We start from the raw sequence: 17,861 nt of genomic DNA on the forward strand, positions 1-17,861 counted from the left end.
GCCTATGGTCGGCCGCATGCTCGTCGCGATCCTTCTGTCCGCCCTGGCCATGAGCCTGATCGTGGGCATTCGCTATCTGTTGACGAGTGGCGCGTTCGCCTGGGCGACGCGCTATCGCAAGCCCGGCCTCTACCGGGGTCTGGACCGGCAGATCCGGCGGGAAATCGCCTGGTCGCTGGCCTCCGCCCTCATCTATGGCGTGCCCGCGGGCGTCGTCGCCTGGGGCTGGCAGGCGCATGGCTGGACGCAGGTCTATGTCGACGTCCATGCCTTTCCGCTCTGGTATCTGCCGCTCTCGGTCCTCCTTTACCTCGCCGCGCATGACGGCTGGTTCTACTGGACGCATCGATGGATGCACCGGCCCCGTCCGTTCCGGATCGCCCATGCCGTGCATCATGCCAGCCGCCCGCCGACCGCCTGGGCCGCGATGAGTTTCCATCCATGGGAGGCGGTGACCGGCGCGGTCGTGATTCCCGCGCTGGTCTTCCTGATACCGATCCATGTGGGCGCGCTGGGCGTCGTGCTGACGATCATGACGGTGATGGGCGTCAGCAATCATATGGGGTGGGAGATGTTTCCGCGCTGGATGGTGCACGGTCCGGCGGGGCGCTGGCTGATCACCGCCAGCCACCATCAGCGGCATCATGAACAATATGCGTGCAATTACGGCCTGTATTTTCGTGTATGGGACCGGCTGTGCGGGACCGACAGGGGATTGGGTCATTTTTAGGGAAAGACAGGCGTGAAGGGCAAGGCAGCATTGATGGCGGCGGTCCCGATGGCGATGGGCGCGGCGTCTGTGGACCAGGCGCAGCCGCTCAGCATGGACGTGCAGGGCCTGCGTTCCTCCAAGGGCAATTTCCTGATCTGCGTGACGCGGCAGGCGGACCATTTCCCCGATTGCCGGGGCGATCCGGACGCGCGCCAGTTCACGGTCCCCGCAACCACGGGCATCGTGCCGCTGGGGCGGATGGAGCCGGGCACCTACGCCATCGCCATCGTCCATGACGAAAATGGCAATGGAAAGCTGGACACGCTGGTCGGCATCCCGCGCGAGGGGGTGGGTTTTTCCCGCAATCCGGCCATCCGTTTCGGCGCGCCCAGTTTCCGGTCGGCGCAGTTCGCCATGGCGGAGGCAGCGGTGCGGCAGGACATCAAGGTCAAATATTTCCTCTGAAAGTCGCGCTGGCGGAACGGGAATGGCGTAAAAACATTATCCTGACCGACTATATCTGCGAACAGGGTCGCCATGCATCATCGCCATCGTTTCTCCGCGGCGCTCGCCGTCGTGGCCCTCTGCCTTGCGCCTGGCGCTTTCGCCCAGGAGGAGGATCACAGCAGCCTGACGGTCGGCATGGGCGTCGCCACGGTGCCAAGCTATGAGGGGTCGGACGATTATCGCGTGCTGCCGATCCCGCAATTTCGCGGCAAGGTGAAGGATTTCGCCTTCTGGACGCGCGGGTCCGCCCTTTATGTCGACGCGATCCCGAACCGCGACACCGACGGCCTGGACGTTGAACTGGGGCCGGTGGTCAATGTCCGCTTCGACCGGTCGAGCCGCAAGAACATCAAGGATGACGCCGTCCGGCTGCTGGGAAAGCGCGATGTGGCGGTCGAGGTCGGGGGCTTTGTCGGCATCGGCAAGACCGGGGTGATCACCAGCGCCTATGACAATCTGTCCGCGCGCGTCGCCGTGACCAGGGACGTGGCGGGCGCGCATGAAAGCTATGTCATCACCCCCGCGATAGAATATATGACGCCGCTGTCGCAGACGGCCTTTGTCGGGCTGGGCGTGTCGGCCGACTATGTCGGCAGGAAATATGGCCGCTATTATTATGACATCGATCCGGCGGCGGCCGCCGCATCGGGTCTGCCCGCCTATGACGGGGCGGGCAATGGTTCGGGGTTCAAGAAGGTGAATTTCAGCCTGGCGGGCGGCAAGTCGCTGTCGGGCGATCTGCGCCATGGCTGGGCGATCTTCGCGGCGGCCAGCTATTCGCGCATCCTGGGCGACTATGCGGCCTCGCCGATCGTGTCCGTCGCGGGCTCCCGGAACCAGTGGATCGGGGCCGTCGGCGTCGGCTATACCTTCTGATCTCCCTTGTTCCTATGGGGTGACGCCCCACATAAGGCGCTGTATGAGGGCGGCTTGGCAACCGCGTTGCAGCAGGAGATGAGAGAAGTGGCGACCCTTGGACTGAGCGAGGCCGACAAGGCATCGGTGGAGACTTTCCGCCGCGATGTGGTGGAGCCGTCGCGCACCAGCCTGGTGATCGTCGATTTCTGGGCCGAATGGTGTGGGCCCTGCAAGCAGTTGGCGCCTGTGATCGAGAAGGTTTGCGCCGACTATGCGGCCAAGGGCGTCAAGCTGGTCAAGATCAATGTCGATGAGGACAAGTTCATCGCCGCGCAATTCCGCGTCCAGTCGATTCCCACCGTCTATGCCGTGTTCCAGGGCCAGCCCGTGGCCGACCTCAGCCAGGCGCGGACGGAAGGGCAGCTCAAGCAATATCTTGACCAGTTGCTGGGCCAGTTGCCGATCGAATCGGACGAGAAGGCGCAGTTGGAGGAGATCGCCCCGCTGATCGCCATGGGCGAGGAATTGCTGGCCGGTGGGGAAGCGGAGCGGGCGCTGTCCGTTTTCGAGCAGATTGCGCAGATGGTGCCGGACAATGCCGAGGTGGCTTCGGGCGCGGCGCGGGCGCTGGTGGCGCTGGGCCGGTTCGAGGAAGCGGAAGCGGCATTGGCGGCCCTGCCCGCCGAGGCGGCGAAGGACCAGGCGGTGGAGCGGGCACGCGCCGCCATCGCCTTGGCGCGCGATGCGAAGCCAGTGGCCGATCTTTCGGCTGTCGAGGCGAAGGTCGCTGCTGATCCCGATGATCATGAGGCGCGATTTGAGCTGGCGAACGGCCTGGTGGCCAATGGCGAGCGCGACCGGGCGGCGGAGGAACTGCTGGAGATCGTGCGGCGCGACCGGGCATGGAATGACGGCGCGGCGCGGGCGCAGCTCCTCACGCTCTTCGAGGCGACGGGGCTGGAGGATCCGTGGGTCGCGGCGCAACGGCGCAAGCTGTCCCAGATCCTCTTTTCCTGACCGGCGCGGCGTGATGGCGCGCGTCTCTATATTTCCGCTGCCGGGCGCGCTGCTGTTGCCGGGCATGGACTTGCCGCTGCATATTTTCGAGCCGCGCTATCAGGCGATGATCCATGACGCCATGGCGCGGGACAGGCGCATCGGTATGATCCAGCCGCGGGAGGAGGGGGTGAAGCCCGCGCTCTTCGACGTCGGATGCCTGGGCCATATCACCCATATCGAGGCGCTGGAGGGCGGGCGGTACAATATCCTGCTGAAGGGCATTGCGCGCTTTCGGGTCGTACGGGAACTGGCCGTTCCCACCGCCTTCCGCCAGATCGAGGCGGATGTCGAGCTGGTTCCGCAAGAGGATGAAATCCTCTCCGCGGTGGAGCGGGCGGCGCTGGAGCAGGAATCGCGCCGCTTTGCCGAGACGCTGGGCTATGTGGTCGACTGGACGGCGGTGTCGCGGCTGGACGACATGGCGCTGGTGAACGGGATCGCGCAGATCGTGCCCTTCGATCCCGCGGCCAAGCAGACCCTGCTGGAGGCCGATACGCTGGGCGAGCGGGCCGACCGGATCATCCAGCTGATGCAGATCGTCGGGCGGATCGAACGCGACGGCGGAGCAACGATGCAATGAGCGCCGTGCTCGACCCGGCACTGCTTGCGAAGCTGGTCTGCCCCGTCACGCGCACGCCGCTGCGCTGGGACGCAGAGCGGAGCGAATTGCTGTCCGAGGCGGCCGGGCTCGCCTTTCCGGTACGGGACGGCGTCCCGGTGCTGGTGGTGCGAGAGGCGCGGTCCATCAACGGGTGATGGCCGTGGCGGATGCGCCAGGGGGTGATTTTCAGGCAGCCGCTCTGGTTTTCCTGTTTTCCGCGATTTCTTGACCAGAGATCGGTTCCGATCGCTTGGAAATCGCTCTATGCCACTCCGTCCGTATCCAGCGCATAACCCGCCGAACGCACCGTGCGGATGATGTCGTGATGGCGGCCGTCCGCGTTGATCGCCTTGCGCAATCGCCGGATGTGCACATCCACCGTGCGCAGTTCGATGTCGCTGTCCTGCCCCCAGACGCTGTCCAGCAGCCGCTCGCGCGAGAAGACCCAGCCGGGATGCTCCAGGAAATGCTTGAGCAGCCGGAACTCCGTGGGGCCGAGCGGGATCACCTGCCCGCTGCGGCGGACCTTGTGGCCGACCGTGTCCATCTCGACATCCGAGAAGGTCAGCGTCTCGCCCGCCAGCGCCGGGCGCACGCGGCGCAGCACCGCGCCGACACGCGCCACCAGTTCGCGGGGGGAAAAGGGCTTGGTCACATAATCGTCGGCGCCGGTTTCCAGGCCGCGGACGCGATCCTCCTCCTCGCCGCGTGCCGTCAGCATGATGATCGGCACGTTCGCGGTGCCGTTCATGCGGCGAAGGCGGCGGCAGACCTCGATCCCCGACAGGCTTTCCACCATCCAGTCGAGCAGCACGATGTCGGGCACATTCTCCTGCGCGAGGAGCAGCGCTTCCTCGCCGTCGACGGTGTGCGCGACTTCGAAATCCTCGCGCTTGAAATGCCAGATGAGCAGTTCGGCCAGCGCCGCGTCATCCTCCACCAGCAGCATCTTTGCGCGCGCCATGGTCAGCCCTCCGCCGCCGCGCCGCCGCGTTCGCGGTCGGGCAGGGTCTGGCCGGTCGCGGCATAATAGACCATCTCCGCCACATTGGTGGCATGGTCGCCGATCCGCTCGATATTCTTGGCGATGAACAGCAGATGCGCGCATTCGCTGATCGTCTTGGGATTTTCGACCATGAAGGTGACGAGCGTGCGGAAGACGCTGTTGTAGAAATCGTCCACCACCGTGTCGCGCTCGACCACGGCGACGGCCAGGTCCGCGTCCCGCGCGGCAAAGGCGTTCAACGCATCCTGCACCATCTCGCCCGCGACCTGGCCCATGGAAGGAAGAAGGGCGATCGGTTCCTGCGTGCGCTGGTTGGCGGAAATCAGCGGAACCCGCTTGGCGATGTTCTTGGCATAATCGCCGATCCGTTCGACCACGCCCACGATCTTGAGCGCAGCGATCACGTCGCGCAGATCGTTGGCCATGGGCGCGCGCAGGGCGATGATTTCGATGGCGAGCTTTTCGACTTCCGCCTCTATGGCGTCGATCCGCTTGTCCTCCGCGACGACTTCGGCCGCCATCACCTTGTCATGGCGCTGCAGCGCCAGCATCGCCTTTTCGATCGCGGATTCCGCGCGGCCGCCCATTTCGGCGATCAAGCCGCGCAGCTTGTCCATTTCCTGATCGAACGCCTTGATCGTATGTTCTGCCATGTCTCTTCTCTTTCCGCCTGATCAGCCGTAGCGCCCGGTGATGTAATCCTTTGTCCGTTCCTGGCGGGGATTGGTGAATATGTCCGACGTCACGCCATATTCGACCAGTTCGCCCAGGTGGAAAAAGGCGGTCCGCTGCGACACGCGGGCGGCCTGTTGCATGTTGTGCGTCACGATCACGATGGCGTAGCGGCCGCGCAATTCGTGGATCAGTTCCTCGATCTTCGCCGTTGCGATGGGATCCAGCGCCGAGCAGGGCTCGTCCATCAGGATGACTTCCGGTTCGACGGCGATGGCGCGGCCGATGCAGAGACGCTGCTGCTGCCCGCCCGACAGCGCGGTGCCGCTGTCATGCAGGCGATCCTTCACCTCGTCCCACAGGCCGGCGCGGCGCAGCGATTTCTCGACGATCACGTCCAGGTCCGCCTTCGCATGGGCCAGGCCATGGATGCGCGGGCCATAGGCGATATTCTCATAGATCGACTTGGGGAAGGGATTGGGCTTCTGGAACACCATGCCGACGCGGGCGCGCAGTTGCACCACGTCCATGCTGGGGGCGTAGATATCCTCGCCGTCCAGCGTGATCGTGCCCTCCACCCGCGCCGAGGCGACCGTATCGTTCATGCGGTTCAGCGTCCGCAGGAAGGTCGACTTGCCGCAGCCCGACGGCCCGATGAAGGCCGTGACATTGTCCATGTCGACGTCGATCGACACGCCCTTGATCGCCTGCTTTTCGCCGTAGAAGACCTTGACGTCGCGCGCGGTCATCTTGGTTTCTGGCATTTTGGTTCCTGGCATCCTGGTTTCGGCGGCGGGGGCCGACGACTGTTGTTCATGCATCATGGCTGTCATCGCGGTCACCACCGCCTTTCGAACTTGTTGCGCAGGTAGATGGCGATACCGTTCATCGCGAGCAGGAAGACCAGCAGGACGATGATGGCGGCGGAGGTCTTTTCGACAAAGCCCTTGGAGACTTCGTCCGACCAGAGGAAGATCTGCACCGGCAGCACCGTGGCGGGGTCCGTGATCCCGCCGGGCGGCGTCGCGATGAAGGCGCGCATGCCGATCATCAGCAGCGGCGCGGTCTCGCCCAAAGCGCGGGCCATGCCGATGATGGTGCCGGTGAGGATGCCGGGCAGGGCGAGCGGCAGCACATGGTGGAACACCACCTGCACCCGCGACGCGCCGATGCCGAGCGCGGCGTCCCGGATGCTGGGCGGCACCGACTTGATGGCGTTGCGTCCCGCGATGACGATGACCGGCATGGTCATCAGCGCCAGCGTCATGCCGCCGACGAGCGCCGCAGAGCGCGGCAGGTGCAGGAAATTGAGGAAGATCGACAGGCCCAGCAGGCCGAAGATGATGGAGGGGACGGCGGCCAGATTGTTGATCGACACTTCGATGATGTCGGTCAGCCAGTTCTTGCGCGCATATTCCTCCAGATAGACGGCCGTCGCCACGCCCACCGGGAAGCTCAAGGCCAGGGTCACCAGCATGGTCAGCAGCGATCCCTTGAACGCCCCCCAGATGCCGACCTGCGTCGGATCGGTGCCGTCGCTCGCGGTCAGGAAGCCCCAGTTGACGCCGGTCGTCAGCAGGCCCGCCTTGTCGAGCCGCGCCACCGCTGCCTCCGCCTCCGGCGAACCCTTGTTCTTGGCGGCGAGATCGATCGCGGTGGCGGCGGGCAGCTTGAGCGTCACCGTTTGCGACAGGATCTTCGGATCGGCCTTGATTGCGTCGCGCAGCACGATCCAGGCGGTGGGCGAAACCCATTCCTCCGCATCCGCGCCCAGCGCCTTCTTCACGACCGCTCCCGTCACCATCGGCAGGTTCGCATTGGCGAGCGCCTGGTCGGTGATGGCATTGGGATCGAGCAGCAGCGGGGATGCGGGGAAGTCGACCTTCACCGCGATCTCCGTCCGGGTGAAGCCGCGCAGGCCATTGCCCAGCATGTTGAACAGCAGGAAGGCCAGGAACGCGGCGGAGAGCGCGACGGCGAGCAGGCCCGCCGCCTTGAAGCGGCGTTCCGACGCATAGCGCCGCGCGATCCGCCTGCGCATCGCGTCCGACTTCCAGTCGGTGGGGAGGCGTTCTGCGGTCATTATTCGTAAGCCTCGCGATATTTCTTCACGACCCGCAGGGCCACGATGTTGAGCAGCAGCGTCACGATGAACAGCACCAGCCCCAGGGCGAAAGCCGCCAGCGTCTTGGCACTGTCGAATTCCTGGTCGCCGGTCAGAAGCTGGACGATCTGCGTCGTCACCGTCGTCACGCTGGCAAAGGGGTTCAGGGTGAGGTTGGCGGCCAGGCCCGCCGCCATCACCACGATCATGGTTTCGCCGATGGCGCGGCTGACGGCCAGCAGCACGCCGCCGACCACGCCGGGCAGGGCGGCGGGGATCAGCACGCGGCGGATCGTCTCGCTGGTGGTGGCGCCCATCGCCAGGCTGCCATCGCGCATCGACTGCGGCACGGCGGCGATGCTGTCGTCGGCCATGGAGGAGACGAAGGGAATGATCATCACGCCCATCACCAGCCCGGCCGCCAGCGCGCTTTCCGAAGAGGCGCCGTGGATGCCGATCTTCACCGCGAAATCGCGCAGGGCAGGGGCGATGGTGAGCGCGGCGAAATAGCCGTAGACCACCGTCGGCACGCCCGCGAGCATCTCCAGCGTGGGCTTCATCCACTTGCGGACCGTCGGGCTGGCATATTGGGTGAGATAGATGGCGCTCATCAGGCCGAGCGGGATCGCGACGACCATGGCGATGATCGCGCCGATGAAGATGGTTCCCCAGAAGAGCGGCACGGCGCCGAAGGCGTCGTCATTGCCATAGCCGAGCGCCGCCGATTGCGGGCTCCATTTGGCGCCGAACAGGAAATCGACGGGGCTGACCATGGTGAAGAAGCGGAAGCTTTCCCACAGCAAGGAGGCCACGATCCCCAGCGTCGTGATGATCGCCAGCAGCGACGCGATCAGCAAGGTTGCCATGACCAGCCGTTCGACCCGCGTGCGCGCCCGGAAATCGGGGCGGACGCGGGTGAAGGCATAGGCGCCGCCGGCAAAGGCCAGCACCAGCGCCAGGGCGGCGCCCGCAAAGCCATATTTGCCGATGGCCTGCGCATAGGGTTCGACAAGGCCCTGCGAGAGCGGATTGAACGCCCCCGCCTGCATCCCCGTGGCGATCGCCCGCGCCTCGCCCAATATGGCGAAGCGCGAGAAATCGTCGGCAGGCAGGCTCTGCGCCGCCGGGCTGCTCAGCACCTCCTGGGTGATCAGGCCGGGCGCGATATTTGCCCAGACTGCCAGGAACAGGCCGGCGGGCACCAGCGTCCAGAGCGCGACATACCAGCCGTGATAGCCCGGCAGGCTGTGCATGGCGTCGCGTCGCCCCGAAGCGCGCGCGACATTTTGCAGCCGCATGGCCCGGGCGCGGGCGCTGACCCAGGCGATGGCGCCCAGGCCAGCCAGCAGCAGAAGGATTGCAGGACCTGTCATATCACCTGTCTTATTTGAGCTGCGAACCGTCGAGCACTGGCAGCGACTTGACGGCCTGGGCGCTCGCCTTGCGCACGTCTTCGGGCGCCGCGACCATGCCGCGCTTGGTCAGCGCGCCATTGGGGTCCCAATTGGCCGCGAAGGTGTTGAGATAGGCCTGAAGGCCGGGGATCGCGGTCATGTGCGCCTTCTTCACATAGATGAAGAGCGGACGGGCGCCCGGATAGGTGCCGGTCGACACGGTCTCATAGGTCGCCTCGACGCCGTTGATGCTGACGTCCTTCAGGCTGTCCTTATTCTCTTCCAGATAGCTGAAGCCGAAGACGCCCAGCGCATTGGGGTTGGCTGCCAGCTTCTGGACGATCAGATTGTCGTTCTCTCCCGAGTCCACATATTTGCCGTCCTCGCGGATGCGGGTGCAGGTGGCCTTGAACTCGTCCTCGCTCTTCTTCTTGAGCGCTTCCATCGCCGGGTCGGTTTCGCAGCCCTTGGTCAGGATCAGTTCGGCCAGCGAATCGCGGGTGCCGCTGGTGGACGGCGGGCCGAAGACGCTGATCGGCGTGGCGGGCAGGCTGGGGTCGACATCCTTCCAGGTCTGCGCCTTGTTCGGACCCTTGCCATAGGGGTTGGCGGCCAGCGCCTCATAGACGATCTTGGGCGTCAGCTTGAAGCCCGGGCCGTTCTTCGATTCGGCAAAGGCGAGACCGTCTACGCCGACCTGGATCTCGACGATGTCCTTGACGCCATTCTTCTGGCAGTCCTCGAATTCCTTCTTCTTCATCCGGCGCGAGGCATCGGCAATGTCCGGATGCTGGGCGCCGACGCCCGCGCAGAACAACTTCATGCCGCCGCCGGTGCCGGTCGATTCGATGATCGGCGACTTCATGCCGGGATTGCCCTGCACGAACATCTCCGCGATCGCGGTGGCGAAGGGATAGACGGTGGAGGAACCGACCGCCCGGATCTGGTCGCGGGTGCCGCCGGCGGCGCCGCCGGACTGCTGGCCGCAGCCGGAAAGAGTGAGTGCGACCGCAGAGGTCGCGGCCATCATGGCGAAATGCTTCACGGGTAATCTCCTTCGTCAAAGGCCGCGATTCGCTTCTCGCCGCCCCCCTCTGGGCATGCGCCGTAGCCGCGGTACATCGCGCCTTTGTGACAGAGCGATTGCACTTTTATGACAGTGGCGGCGGAAGCGGGCGCTGTCGCCGTCTTTTTTTTCAGGCCTTTGCCGCGAGGGCCTTTTCCTCCACGGCGAAGCGCGGCAGCAGGATGGAGATGGTGGTGCCCTTGCCCAGCACGCTCGTTATGTCGAGCCGGCCGCGATGCCGCTCCACGATATGCTTGACGATGGCAAGGCCAAGGCCGGTGCCGCCCACCGCCCGGCTGCGCCCCGAATCGACGCGATAGAAACGTTCGGTGAGGCGCGGCAGGTGATCGGGGCCGATGCCTTCGCCCTCGTCCGCGACGGTCAGCCGCAACAGGCCGTTCGGCCCGTCCGACAGCGACACCCGGATCGGGGAGCCCGCGCGCCCATATTTGATCGAATTGCCGATCAGATTGTGGAGCAGTTGCGAGAGCTGCGCCCGGTCGCCCTGCGCGTCGGGCAGGTCGGGTGCGATCTCCATCTCCACCTCCCGCCCGCGCGGCCCATGGCTGGTGCGGAACACGCCCACCACCTCCGCCACCAAGCCGGACAGGTCGACCGCGCCGTCGGGCAGGCGATATTTCTCCGCCTCGATGCGGGAGAGGGAGATGAGATCGTCGATCAGCCGCTGCATGCGTCGCGCCTCCCCGTCCATGATCTTGAGGAAGCGCTGCCGCGTTTCGTCGTCCTTGCCGAGATCGGGATCGCCCAGCGTCTCTATGAAGCCCAATATGCCCGCGAGAGGCGTGCGCAGTTCGTGGCTCGCATTGGCGACGAAATCGACGCGCATCTTCTCCGCTGCATGGGTGCCGCTATGGTCGGCCAGATGGACGAGCCGCCGGACATTGTCATCCTCCCCCACCGGGGCAATCCGCATCTGCCAGCGCTGCTCGCGCGTGCCCAGGCCGACCAGCTCGATCATCACCGGCTCGGCCAGCGGCGCCTGGCTGGCGAGCCGTTCGGCGGCGGCGGGATGGCGGATGGCGATGCGGGCGTCTTCCCCCTCGATATGCGCGCCCAGTAGCCGCTGCGCCGCGCGATTGGCAGCGACGATGCGGCCCCGTTCGATCAGCATCAGCGGATCGGCTATGCCTTCCAGCAGGCCGCGCGCATCGGGATGGGCGATGATGTCGGGCATCTCCGCCTGGACAGGCGAGATGGCGGGTTCGGCCCGGCCGGGCCCGGCCGCGCAGATCACGAGCACCAGCAGGGCCGCCAGCACGGGCAGGAGGATGTCGATCGGCCCCGCGCCCATCATCAAGGCGCCGCCCGTGCCGAGCAGCAGAACGGCCAGCGAGGCGGTGATCTGGGAAGCGGTCAGGCGATTCATGGTTACCATGCTGGAAATTTGACGCATTTGCTGCAAAGACGGTCGCAGTAGCCGGCAATTTTTACAGTTTGGCAAGCGCGATAGCGGATCAGGATGACATGAGCGAGCCGTTGCCCCCCCAGAAGGACGCCGAGTCGCAGGACGACGGCCTTGCCGTGCCGTCGCGACGCCAGTTGCTGATGGGCGGGGCGGTCGCGGCTTCCGCGATCATATCGATCCGGCCGGCGCTGGCGAACACGGCCGCATCGGTGCTCAACTGCACGATACCCGTTCCCGACCAGGGCAGGGCCGGCAATTATATCGCGCCCAACGGCCAACTGGTGCCGGCGGGCACGCAGGGCGCCTTCCCCGCCGGCAAGAACTTCAGCGGGGAGCAGGTCCGCCAGGCGCTTCGCGGCGGCCGGTTGCCGGGCACCAGCTATGACCAGAATCAGGCCTATCTGAACTATATCCGCCGCCTCCAGTCGGGGACGAGCGGCTTCACCTGCTACGCATCGCTGCAAATGCCCCGCTGACGGGATCTGGTCGCATGGGATGGCGGGCGTCACGTAAAACAGCGTGTCGCGTTAGCTACTTGGCTACGCCTTTGCCGTAAGCATGGCGTGACCATTCCCATCGAAGGCCAAGTTTCGCGACCATGCCAGCCCGCTATTGCCAGGACAGCCCGGACGCCATCCTATCCTGCGCGCTGGAGGATATGGTGCTGTTCTACCACCGGCCGTCGGGCCAGACGCATATGGTGATCAGCCCGGTGCCGGAGATATTGGCGACGCTGGACGATGGCGCGGCGTTGACGGCGGGGGAGGTGCTGGGCCAGCTCGCCCGCCACTATGATCTGGGCCCGGCGGAAGAGGCGCTGACGCTGGTCGAGATGCATCTGGCGGAGCTGGCCTTGCTCGGACTGGTCCGGATCGCGTGAACCATGGCCTGACCCTGAAGATCGGCCCGGCGACCTTCCGGATCGGATCGGCCTGGCGCCAGCCGGTGGACGCGTTGGCGCGGCTCTACGCCGACTATCCCCGGCCCGCCGATGCGATCGCCGATTTCACGGTGCGGCTGGAACCGGCGGGTCCGTTCCGGCGCTGGGTCCGTCCCTCCATCTTCATCACCGGCGACCATGGGCTGGCCGACGCGGCGCCGATGAGCCTTGGCCATGGGCTGCTGGCGGCGGAAATGGGGATGAACCTGCAAATGGCGCTGGGATGGCGGCGGCACCTGCTGCTCCATGCCTCCAGCGTGGAAAAGGACGGGCGGGCACTGGTGATGACCGGGGAGTCCGGCTCGGGCAAATCGACCCTGGCCGCGCAACTGGGTGAACGCGGCTGGCGGCTGATGGGCGACGAATTCGCGCTGCTCGACCTGGAAACGGGGGCGATCCTTCCCTTTCCGCGCCTCGTCTCGCTCAAGAACCGCGCGATCGATGTCCTCGCGGCGGAAGCGCCGCCGGAGCGGATGGGTCCCATGCTGGCCGGAACGGCCAAGGGGGATATCCGCCACCTCGTTCCTCGCCGCGACGCGATCGAGCGCATGGGGGAGGGGGCGCAGCCTGCCATGCTGCTGTTCCCGCGCTTTGGCCATGAAGCGGATATGCGGTCGGTCGGCCAGGGGGAGGTCTTCATGCGGCTGACCCAGGCATCGACCAACTATGTCGCCCTGGGCGAGCCGGGTTTCGCGGCATTGAGTGGTTTCGTCCGCAATGTCCCCGCGCGCGCCATCGACTTTCCGTCGGGCGAAGAGGCCATCGCCCTGGTCGAGCGGCTTTGGGAGGAACTGGCATGAGCGCCCGGCTGCTGGCGCGGGCCTTGCGCGACCCTGACGGGGTGACGGCGCTGGATGCGGCCGGGTGGAACGCCCTGGTCGCCATGGCCAGGGCAGAGCGGCTGATCGGCACGCTTGCCCTGCGGATCGGCGATCGGCCCGTGCCCCCGGCGGTGCGCGCCATATTGGCGGACGCCCGGCTGGATGCGGAGCGCGAGGGCCGGCAGGCATTGTGGGAGGCGGATCGCGCGGCGGAGGCCCTCGCAGGACTGGAGGTGCCCGTCGTGCTGCTCAAGGGTACGGCCTATGCGGCGGCTGGGCTGCGCGCCGGGCAGGGGCGCTTCATCGGCGATCTCGACATATTGGTGCCGCGCGACGCCATGGATCGGGTGGAGCAGGCGCTGATCGGCGCGGGATGGGAATGGGTCAAGGACGACCCCTATGACGATGCCTATTACCGGCAATGGATGCATGAACTGCCGCCGATGATCCATGCGGCGCGGGACCGGATGATCGACGTGCATCATACCGTCCTGCCCCTGACGGCGCGGCCGACGCCCGACGCGGCGGCGATGATCGCGCAGGCGGTTTCCATTACCAACGAGTTATCCATTCTGTCCGCCGAGGACCGGGTCTGTCACGCGGCGGCGCATCTGTTGGCCGATGGCGACCTGGCCGGGGGACTTCGCAACCTCTGGGACATATATTGCCTGCTCGACGGCGCCGACGAAGCGGCGCTGGAGGCGCGGGCGGCGCGGCATGGCCTGCTGCCCCATGTGCGGCAGGCGCGGCGCATGGCCATGGCGCTCTATGGCGAAGGGGCGCGGCTCACGTTCTGGGACCGGATCGTCATGGCCCGGCTGCTGGCGCGCGACGGGTGGGGCCGGGAAAGGCGAAAGCTGCTGCGTTTCGCCTTCTATCTGCGGTCCCACTGGCTCAGGATGCCGCCCGCGATGCTGGCGCGGCACCTGTTCACCAAATGGCGCAAGGGGCATCGGCCGGCTTAGCATGGGCATGCGCAAGATTTTTGCGTCCGCGAGGAAATGCCCTATACTGCCGCTTCGATGCCAGGACTCAGGACACGCATGAAATCCAATTTCTTCCGGGGCGCCGTCGCCCTTGGCGCGCTCGCGCTCATCCCTGCCACCACCGCGGCGCTCGCCGATGGGGAGGCAAGCAGCTACAAGGCGCTCGACGAGTTCATGGACGTGTTCCAGAAGGTCCGCAGCGATTATGTCGAGAAGGTCGACGATGAAAAGCTGATCAAGGGCGCGATCGACGGCATGCTTGCCAGCCTGGACCCGCATTCCAGTTTCCTCGACGCGCGCGATTTCCAGAATCTGAAGACCCAGACGGAGGGCAGCTATGGCGGCCTTGGCCTTTCCGTCACGCAGGAGGACGGCGCGGTCAAGGTGATCGCGCCGACGCAGGATACCCCGGCCTGGCGCGCGGGGATCAAGGCGGGCGACTATATCACCCATCTCGACGGGCAGCTCATCTATGGCGGCACGCTGGACGAGGCGGTCGACAAGATGCGCGGCGCGCCGGGCACGCAGATCAAGCTGACCATCGTCCGCCCCGGCCGCGACAAGCCGATCGACCTTACCCTGACGCGTGAGATCATCCAGCTGAAGCCCGTGAAATGGGAAGTGAAGAACGGCATCGGCGTCATCAACATCGTCAGCTTCTCGGCCAATACAGGCGCCGACGTTCGCCAGGCGATCCGCAGCATCGACAAGAGCCTGGGCCATAGGCCCACCGGCTATATCCTTGACCTGCGCTCCAATCCGGGCGGGCTGCTGGACGAAGCGGTGTCGGTCAGCGACACCTTCCTGGAACGGGGCGAGATCGTGTCGCAGCGCGGCCGCAACAAGGGCGATGTCGAGCGCTATTATGCCAAGCCGGGCGACGATGCGAAGGGGCTGCCGGTGATCGTGCTGGTGGACGCGGGCTCCGCCTCCGCATCGGAAATCGTCGCGGGCGCCCTTCAGGACCAGCATCGCGCGCTGGTGATGGGCGAGCGCAGCTTCGGCAAGGGCAGCGTCCAGACCATGCTGCCGCTCAGCAGCACCACCGCGCTCAAGCTCACCACCGCACGCTATTACACGCCATCCGGCCGTTCCGTGCAGGAAGGCGGGATCGAGCCGGACGTCAAGGTGCCGCAGCTGAGCGATCCCGATTACAAGAACCGGCCGAAATTCCGCGAAAGCGACCTGCGCCGCCATCTGATCAACGAGATCAAGACCGACAATGCGGCGCTGGAGGAGGACGGCAAGGAGGATCCGCGCTTCGCCGCCACGGCCGAGGAGTTGAAGAAGAAGGGGATCGACGATTTCCAGCTCGACTATGCGCTGAAGACGCTGGCACGGCTGGCGGCAAAGCCGGGGGCGGCCGTCGCCCAGGCAGCGCCTGCCCGCAAGCCGGCGACGCGCTGATAGCGAAAACCGACCTGCTCCTGCCTTTGCAGGAGCAGGTCGGATGAGGCCGATGCGTCACGCCGCTTCACCTCACAGGTTCCCCGCCACAAGTTCAGCATGACGAAAGGCGCGAGACGGTTTAAGCGGGCGATATGAAATCACTGCCCCTTGCCCGCGCGCTGGCGCTGATCTTTCCCCTGGCCATGCTGGGCGGCGCCTACGCCTTTCAGTTCCTTGGCGGCCTGCACCCCTGCGAGATGTGCTGGTGGCAGCGTTACGCCCATTTCGCCGCGATTCCGCTGGCGCTGATCGCCTATGCGCTGCGCGGCCGGGCTTGCTTCAGCGCGCTGTTCACTGGCCTCGCCGGCCTTGCCATCGGCATAAGCGGCGGCATCGGCCTGTTCCATGCCGGAGTGGAATATGGCTGGTGGCAGGGCCTTACCGCCTGTTCGACCAGCCCGACTGCCGGCAATCCCGCGGATATCCTCAACCAGATCATGGCGACGCCGATCACCCGATGCGATGTGGCGGCCTGGAGCCTGTTCGGCATTTCGATGGCGGGCTATAACGGCCTCTTGTCGGGGGCGGCGGCGCTCCTCATCTTGGCATTGCTGCTTGGGAAAGGGAGCAAGGCATGAGCGCAAAGGACTTTCCACGCCCCGGTCGCCGCGTGACCGATGCGGAGCGCGCCTCCATGCTGCGCGTCGACCAGGCGGGGGAATTTGGCGCGACGCGCATCTATGCCGGGCAACTGGCCGTCATGGGCGACCGGCATCCCGATTCCCGCCTGATCGCCGGCATGGCCGCGCAGGAGGAACGGCACCGCAAGCATTTCGACGCGATGATCGCGCGCCGGGGTGGGCGGCCGACGGCGCTCCAGCCGATCTGGAATGTGGCGGGCTTCGCGCTGGGCGCGGTAACGGCCGCCATCGGGCCGCGCGCCGCCATGGCCTGCACCGCGGCGATCGAGACGGAGATCGACCGCCATTATGCCGAACAGCTCGAGCAATTGGGGCAGGACGATCCGGAACTCTCCACTGCCATCGCGGATTTCCAGGCGGAGGAGGTCGAGCATCGCGATGCCGCCATCGCCCATGGCGCGGAGCAGGCCCCGGCCTACCCCTTGTTGTCCGGCGCCATCAGACTGGGCTGTCGCGCTGCCATCGCCCTTTCGAAGCGCATCTGAGGAGAAGCATGATGAAGACCAGCCTGATCGCCGCCATGCTTTTGCTGGGCGCCGCCTCCCCCGTGCTGGCACAGCAGGGGCCGACTTTGCCGAAGGAGGAGGCGCCTGCCGCGCAAACCGGGTCGGAACGCGTCAATCTGGTCATCGTCTATGGCGATGACCCCTGCCCGCAAAGCCAGGGCAGCGACATCGTCGTCTGCGCCCGCAAGGGCGAGGAAGAGCGCTACCGCATTCCCGAGCCGTTGCGCGGCGACCCCAACCAGCCGAGCCACCAGGCCTGGGGCGAGCGGGTGAGATCGATGGAATATGTCGGCCGCAGCGGCACCGAAAGCTGCTCGCCGGTGGGCGGCGGCGGCGCCACGGGCTGCTTCGCGCAACTGGCGCGGCTTGCCAAGGCGGAACGGCAGGCGGCGGACAGCGCAGGCTGGAAGGATCTGGTCGCGGCGGAACGCGCCCGGCGCCTCTCCACCATCGACGCGGACAGCAAGGCGATCGAGGCGCGGGCCGTTGCCGAGGAAAGGACGCAGGCTGCCCAGCAACAGCAGCAAGGCGGGGCGGCAGGCGCGCAACAGGGAACGCCGCCGCAGCAGTGACGGCAAGGGCCGGTCGCCGGCGTCTTGAAAATAAGGCCGTCGGCAACCGGGCAATCCGGACGGCGGGACAGGGGACGAAGAAGGAATATGGATCGATGCGTCTCTTCCCCGCCCTTTCCCTGGCCGCCGTCGCGCTGGTTCCGCTGACTTTCGGGGGCGCGGCCCGTGCCGAGCCGCCGCAAAAGATCTTCAACCTGGTCGTCTATGGCGATGATCCCTGTCCCAAGGGCGAGGGCGACGAGATCATCGTCTGCGCTCGCAAGCCGGAAGCCGAACGATACCGCATTCCCAAGAAGCTGCGCGAAAAGCCGGAGCCGGCGGGCGGACCGGGCTGGGGCAGCCAGGTCGCCACGATGGAGGAGGTGCAGCGGCAGACCCTGCCGGGCAGTTGCTCCGCCATCGGCAGCAACGGCTTTACAGGCTGCACCGCCAAGATGCTGGAACAATGGTTTGCCGAACGGCGGATGCAGGAATCGAAGGGCGAACCCTGAGACCCCGGTTTCCGCCGGCATAAAGTTTCCCACGGCATAAAAGGGCCGGT

At 66.1% G+C, this 17,861-nt stretch carries 22 protein-coding genes; 15 read left to right on the forward strand and 7 right to left on the reverse strand.

Going from position 1 to position 17,861, the window contains the following annotated elements; genetic code table 11:
* The first annotated feature begins 16 nt into the window (after positions 1-16).
* The 6 genes from MRBLSP13_RS21785 to MRBLSP13_RS21810 all read left to right on the forward strand — a co-directional run bounded on the left by MRBLSP13_RS21785 (position 17) and on the right by MRBLSP13_RS21810 (position 3,892).
* Positions 17-730 (forward strand): sterol desaturase family protein, encoded by a 714-nt coding sequence (locus MRBLSP13_RS21785; RefSeq protein WP_363739261.1) that lies wholly within the window; start codon positions 17-19, stop codon positions 728-730.
* A 33-nt stretch (positions 731-763) separates the two neighbouring features.
* Positions 764-1,177 carry a DUF2141 domain-containing protein gene (locus tag MRBLSP13_RS21790; protein ID WP_414714742.1) on the forward strand — a complete coding sequence of 138 codons (414 nt, stop codon included), beginning with the start codon at positions 764-766 and terminating at the stop codon, positions 1,175-1,177.
* Between the two features lie 72 nt (positions 1,178-1,249).
* Positions 1,250-2,095, forward strand: a complete 846-nt coding sequence (locus tag MRBLSP13_RS21795) for a MipA/OmpV family protein (protein ID WP_363739059.1) — start codon at positions 1,250-1,252, stop codon at positions 2,093-2,095.
* Between the two features lie 87 nt (positions 2,096-2,182).
* Complete coding sequence (locus tag MRBLSP13_RS21800) at positions 2,183-3,094, forward strand: tetratricopeptide repeat protein (RefSeq protein WP_363739263.1); 912 nt, start codon at positions 2,183-2,185, stop codon at positions 3,092-3,094.
* Positions 3,095-3,107: 13 nt separating this feature from the next.
* A complete protein-coding gene (locus tag MRBLSP13_RS21805; protein ID WP_363756597.1) occupies positions 3,108-3,716 on the forward strand; it encodes an LON peptidase substrate-binding domain-containing protein in 609 nt (202 codons plus the stop codon).
* On the forward strand, positions 3,713-3,892 hold the full coding sequence (locus MRBLSP13_RS21810; protein ID WP_133653626.1) for a Trm112 family protein: 180 nt from the start codon (positions 3,713-3,715) through the stop codon (positions 3,890-3,892). The genes MRBLSP13_RS21805 and MRBLSP13_RS21810 overlap by 4 nt, the downstream gene beginning before the upstream one ends.
* Positions 3,893-3,999: 107 nt before the next feature.
* Here MRBLSP13_RS21810 and phoB read toward each other — a convergent pair whose 3' ends face one another.
* The 7 genes from phoB to MRBLSP13_RS21845 form a co-directional block, all read right to left on the reverse strand.
* Positions 4,000-4,701 carry a phosphate regulon transcriptional regulator PhoB gene (gene phoB / locus MRBLSP13_RS21815; RefSeq protein WP_363739065.1) on the reverse strand — a complete coding sequence of 234 codons (702 nt, stop codon included), beginning with the start codon at positions 4,699-4,701 and terminating at the stop codon, positions 4,000-4,002.
* A 2-nt stretch (positions 4,702-4,703) separates the two neighbouring features.
* Positions 4,704-5,396, reverse strand: a complete 693-nt coding sequence (gene phoU / locus MRBLSP13_RS21820; RefSeq protein WP_363739067.1) for a phosphate signaling complex protein PhoU — start codon at positions 5,394-5,396, stop codon at positions 4,704-4,706.
* Between the two features lie 21 nt (positions 5,397-5,417).
* Positions 5,418-6,179, reverse strand: a complete 762-nt coding sequence (pstB, locus tag MRBLSP13_RS21825) for a phosphate ABC transporter ATP-binding protein PstB (protein ID WP_363739069.1) — start codon at positions 6,177-6,179, stop codon at positions 5,418-5,420.
* Between the two features lie 74 nt (positions 6,180-6,253).
* Positions 6,254-7,498 (reverse strand): phosphate ABC transporter permease PstA, encoded by a 1,245-nt coding sequence (gene pstA, locus MRBLSP13_RS21830; RefSeq protein WP_363756600.1) that lies wholly within the window; start codon positions 7,496-7,498, stop codon positions 6,254-6,256.
* Positions 7,498-8,892 carry a phosphate ABC transporter permease subunit PstC gene (gene pstC, locus MRBLSP13_RS21835; protein ID WP_363756602.1) on the reverse strand — a complete coding sequence of 465 codons (1,395 nt, stop codon included), beginning with the start codon at positions 8,890-8,892 and terminating at the stop codon, positions 7,498-7,500. Before pstC ends, pstA begins: the two co-directional genes overlap by 1 nt.
* Positions 8,893-8,902: 10 nt before the next feature.
* Complete coding sequence (locus tag MRBLSP13_RS21840) at positions 8,903-9,958, reverse strand: substrate-binding domain-containing protein (RefSeq protein ID WP_363756604.1); 1,056 nt, start codon at positions 9,956-9,958, stop codon at positions 8,903-8,905.
* 151 nt (positions 9,959-10,109) lie between these two features.
* Positions 10,110-11,366, reverse strand: a complete 1,257-nt coding sequence (locus tag MRBLSP13_RS21845; RefSeq protein ID WP_363756695.1) for an ATP-binding protein — start codon at positions 11,364-11,366, stop codon at positions 10,110-10,112.
* A gap of 98 nt (positions 11,367-11,464) precedes the next feature.
* Here MRBLSP13_RS21845 and MRBLSP13_RS21850 point away from each other — a divergent pair, with 98 nt between their 5' ends.
* The 9 genes from MRBLSP13_RS21850 to MRBLSP13_RS21890 all read left to right on the forward strand — a co-directional run bounded on the left by MRBLSP13_RS21850 (position 11,465) and on the right by MRBLSP13_RS21890 (position 17,811).
* Positions 11,465-11,881 carry a hypothetical protein gene (locus MRBLSP13_RS21850; RefSeq protein ID WP_133653633.1) on the forward strand — a complete coding sequence of 139 codons (417 nt, stop codon included), beginning with the start codon at positions 11,465-11,467 and terminating at the stop codon, positions 11,879-11,881.
* Between the two features lie 122 nt (positions 11,882-12,003).
* Positions 12,004-12,285, forward strand: a complete 282-nt coding sequence (locus MRBLSP13_RS21855; RefSeq protein WP_363739079.1) for an HPr-rel-A system PqqD family peptide chaperone — start codon at positions 12,004-12,006, stop codon at positions 12,283-12,285.
* On the forward strand, positions 12,282-13,145 hold the full coding sequence (locus tag MRBLSP13_RS21860) for an HprK-related kinase A (protein WP_363739081.1): 864 nt from the start codon (positions 12,282-12,284) through the stop codon (positions 13,143-13,145). Before MRBLSP13_RS21855 ends, MRBLSP13_RS21860 begins: the two co-directional genes overlap by 4 nt.
* Entirely contained in the window at positions 13,142-14,131 is a 990-nt protein-coding gene (locus MRBLSP13_RS21865; RefSeq protein ID WP_363739083.1) for a nucleotidyltransferase domain-containing protein, read from the forward strand. Before MRBLSP13_RS21860 ends, MRBLSP13_RS21865 begins: the two co-directional genes overlap by 4 nt.
* Positions 14,132-14,209: 78 nt before the next feature.
* Positions 14,210-15,559 (forward strand): S41 family peptidase, encoded by a 1,350-nt coding sequence (locus MRBLSP13_RS21870; protein WP_363739085.1) that lies wholly within the window; start codon positions 14,210-14,212, stop codon positions 15,557-15,559.
* Positions 15,560-15,693: 134 nt separating this feature from the next.
* Complete coding sequence (locus MRBLSP13_RS21875) at positions 15,694-16,179, forward strand: disulfide bond formation protein B (RefSeq protein WP_363739087.1); 486 nt, start codon at positions 15,694-15,696, stop codon at positions 16,177-16,179.
* On the forward strand, positions 16,176-16,727 hold the full coding sequence (locus MRBLSP13_RS21880; protein WP_363739088.1) for a demethoxyubiquinone hydroxylase family protein: 552 nt from the start codon (positions 16,176-16,178) through the stop codon (positions 16,725-16,727). The genes MRBLSP13_RS21875 and MRBLSP13_RS21880 overlap by 4 nt, the downstream gene beginning before the upstream one ends.
* 8 nt (positions 16,728-16,735) lie before the next feature.
* Positions 16,736-17,320: a hypothetical protein gene (locus tag MRBLSP13_RS21885; protein WP_363739090.1), complete on the forward strand. Its 585-nt coding sequence runs from the start codon at positions 16,736-16,738 to the stop codon at positions 17,318-17,320.
* A gap of 95 nt (positions 17,321-17,415) precedes the next feature.
* Positions 17,416-17,811, forward strand: coding sequence for a hypothetical protein (locus tag MRBLSP13_RS21890; protein WP_363739092.1), 396 nt, complete (start codon positions 17,416-17,418; stop codon positions 17,809-17,811).
* Positions 17,812-17,861: the final 50 nt, after the last annotated feature.

The organism is Sphingobium sp. LSP13-1-1.1, from assembly GCF_040676415.1.
In the GTDB taxonomy this organism is placed as follows: domain Bacteria; phylum Pseudomonadota; class Alphaproteobacteria; order Sphingomonadales; family Sphingomonadaceae; genus Sphingobium.

Coding starts and splice junctions, on each gene's coding strand:
- MRBLSP13_RS21785 (WP_363739261.1), top strand. CDS start 17: ATGCTCGTCGCGATCCTTCTGTCCGCCCTGGCCATGAGCCTGATCGTG.
- MRBLSP13_RS21790 (WP_414714742.1), top strand. CDS start 764: ATGGCGGCGGTCCCGATGGCGATGGGCGCGGCGTCTGTGGACCAGGCG.
- MRBLSP13_RS21795 (WP_363739059.1), top strand. CDS start 1,250: ATGCATCATCGCCATCGTTTCTCCGCGGCGCTCGCCGTCGTGGCCCTC.
- MRBLSP13_RS21805 (WP_363756597.1), top strand. CDS start 3,108: ATGGCGCGCGTCTCTATATTTCCGCTGCCGGGCGCGCTGCTGTTGCCG.
- MRBLSP13_RS21810 (WP_133653626.1), top strand. CDS start 3,713: ATGAGCGCCGTGCTCGACCCGGCACTGCTTGCGAAGCTGGTCTGCCCC.
- phoB (WP_363739065.1), bottom strand. CDS start 4,701: ATGGCGCGCGCAAAGATGCTGCTGGTGGAGGATGACGCGGCGCTGGCC.
- phoU (WP_363739067.1), bottom strand. CDS start 5,396: ATGGCAGAACATACGATCAAGGCGTTCGATCAGGAAATGGACAAGCTG.
- pstB (WP_363739069.1), bottom strand. CDS start 6,179: ATGCCAGAAACCAAGATGACCGCGCGCGACGTCAAGGTCTTCTACGGC.
- pstA (WP_363756600.1), bottom strand. CDS start 7,498: ATGACCGCAGAACGCCTCCCCACCGACTGGAAGTCGGACGCGATGCGC.
- pstC (WP_363756602.1), bottom strand. CDS start 8,892: ATGACAGGTCCTGCAATCCTTCTGCTGCTGGCTGGCCTGGGCGCCATC.
- MRBLSP13_RS21845 (WP_363756695.1), bottom strand. CDS start 11,366: ATGAATCGCCTGACCGCTTCCCAGATCACCGCCTCGCTGGCCGTTCTG.
- MRBLSP13_RS21850 (WP_133653633.1), top strand. CDS start 11,465: ATGAGCGAGCCGTTGCCCCCCCAGAAGGACGCCGAGTCGCAGGACGAC.
- MRBLSP13_RS21855 (WP_363739079.1), top strand. CDS start 12,004: ATGCCAGCCCGCTATTGCCAGGACAGCCCGGACGCCATCCTATCCTGC.
- MRBLSP13_RS21865 (WP_363739083.1), top strand. CDS start 13,142: ATGAGCGCCCGGCTGCTGGCGCGGGCCTTGCGCGACCCTGACGGGGTG.
- MRBLSP13_RS21870 (WP_363739085.1), top strand. CDS start 14,210: ATGAAATCCAATTTCTTCCGGGGCGCCGTCGCCCTTGGCGCGCTCGCG.
- MRBLSP13_RS21875 (WP_363739087.1), top strand. CDS start 15,694: ATGAAATCACTGCCCCTTGCCCGCGCGCTGGCGCTGATCTTTCCCCTG.
- MRBLSP13_RS21880 (WP_363739088.1), top strand. CDS start 16,176: ATGAGCGCAAAGGACTTTCCACGCCCCGGTCGCCGCGTGACCGATGCG.
- MRBLSP13_RS21885 (WP_363739090.1), top strand. CDS start 16,736: ATGATGAAGACCAGCCTGATCGCCGCCATGCTTTTGCTGGGCGCCGCC.
- MRBLSP13_RS21890 (WP_363739092.1), top strand. CDS start 17,416: ATGCGTCTCTTCCCCGCCCTTTCCCTGGCCGCCGTCGCGCTGGTTCCG.